1 pseudogene is annotated in these 1,884 nt (G+C 69.7%); it reads right to left on the bottom strand.

Going from position 1 to position 1,884, the window contains the following annotated elements:
* Positions 1–1,105: 1,105 nt before the first annotated feature.
* Positions 1,106–1,884, bottom strand: a pseudogene (locus ABZX22_RS09615) (hypothetical protein); the annotation flags it as partial.

Here is a 1,884-nt window from a genome sequence, read left to right as displayed (position 1 = left end):
CTGCACTCGAAGGGGTGTGGGAGAGTAGGTCGCCGCCGCGCAATCTTTACGGTAAGGGCCATCCCGGTTGGGGTGGCCCTTTCTGCTTTTCCGGGGCTGTTGTGGCCGGGGCTTGCTGGGTGTGCTCGGTCTTCGACATGGTGCGGAGGCCCCGTTGGCAGTGGCGGGGTGCCGGGGCCTCGGTTGACAGGACGGGCATCCGGCGACGGTAATGACCGACGGCCCGCACCACTGCTGGACAGCCCCGTCGTTCCCTACCGCTGGAACGAACGCGTCGTTTCCTACTTCCCGCGCGCACCACGGTCGGGAGGTTCCACGTCAGCTTCACGTCATCGAGGGCATACATTCAGGCCCTTGGCCGGAGATGACACCCCGGTCCGGGCGCTGCCTGCCGTACTTCTGATGTGAGCGGCATGTCACCCACAGGGACTCGTGGACCTCGGCCGGCTCGGGCAGTCAGGATTGTTGCGCAACAAGCCGCTGAGCCTCGCCGCCGGCCGGCGGTGTTCGGACGAGCAGGCCCGTCAGCCCACCTCGATCCAGGTCGCTCGCATACAGTCGCTCGGATACCGGGGACGAGGGCGAAGGCCGGCTCGGTTCGGCAGTTGCTCGCGCCACTGTAGGGCTCTTCGACCTGGCTCGCGGCCCCGCTCGTCCGCTTCACGCTGGCACGAACGCCAGCCACTCCCCGTGTCTGGGCGATAGTCGCTCCACCCCGGTCTTGGCGGCCTGGCCTGTGGGCGCGGTGCGGCGGACCTCGTTGGGGTCCGCGCCCGCGCCGGTAGGGCAGAGGCGGGCCGCCCAGCGGCTGAGCGTCTCACCCGGCCGCAGGCGAGCACGGACCGGCGGCGCCCCTGCTGGACGCGGCAGCTCGTGCCCGGCAGGTCGAGATTGGTGTTGTTGATCGGGCTCTGGATGCGGTGACGGGATTCTGCGGTTGCGCGGAATCGGATCGACCTTGGCGGTGAGAGTTCCGGCACAGCGTGATCGCCTTTTCCGACGGTGCTTGAGGTCCGGGGACACCTGGGCTCTTGCTAGGCTGGGGAGGCCTGGCCACCCTCAACCTCGGGTGGCCTTCGTCGCGTAAGACCCGAGTGGGCGGCGATCAGCCACGGTGGACCGTCTCGGTGGAGCACGTGTCCGCTGAGTGAGCCAACGAAATGGACCAGAAGTGAACAGAGACAACGGATCGGACGACGAGGGCCGCGAGCGCAGCCGACAGAGCGAGGACGCGCCTCGCTACGGGGAGAGGCGTTCGTACGGCGAGCGCGGACAGTCGCGCGGAGAGCGTCCGTTCAGGTCCGGTGAGCGGTCGCGCGGCGGATACCAGGGGCGTGACGACCGGGACGAGCGGCCGAGGTCGTCGCGTCCGTTCCAGAACAGGGATGAGCGTGGCTACGCCTCCCGTGACGACAGGCCCCAGGGTTTCAGGGATCGGGGTGACCGGCCGCAGGGTGGCGGTTTCCGCGATCGGGGTGACCGTCCGCAGGGTGGCGGCTTCAGGGACCGTGGCGATCGCCCGCAGGGTGGCGGGTTCCGGGATCGCGGTGACCGGCCGCAGGGTGGCGGTTTCCGGGGTCGGGATGACCGTGGGTTCCGTGACAGGGATGATCGCGGTCCGCGTCGTGACTTCGAGCGGCGTGAGGACCGGGGTGGGTTCCGTGACCGAGGTGACCGGCCGCAGGGCGGCGGTTTCCGGGATCGGGGCGACCGTCCCCAGGGTGGCGGGTTCAGGGACCGTGGCGATCGCCCGCAGGGTGGCGGTTTCCGCGATCGGGATGACCGTCCCCAGGGTGGCGGGTTCCGGGATCGCGGTGACCGGCCGCAGGGTGGCGGTTTCCGGGGTCGGGATGACCGTGGGTTCCGTGACAGGGATGATCGCGG

The sequence above is a fragment of the Nonomuraea sp. NPDC003804 genome (assembly GCF_040610675.1).
GTDB lineage: Bacteria > Actinomycetota > Actinomycetes > Streptosporangiales > Streptosporangiaceae > Nonomuraea.
Note: the sequence above shows the minus strand (reverse complement) of the source record. Positions and strands in the feature narration are given on the sequence as shown.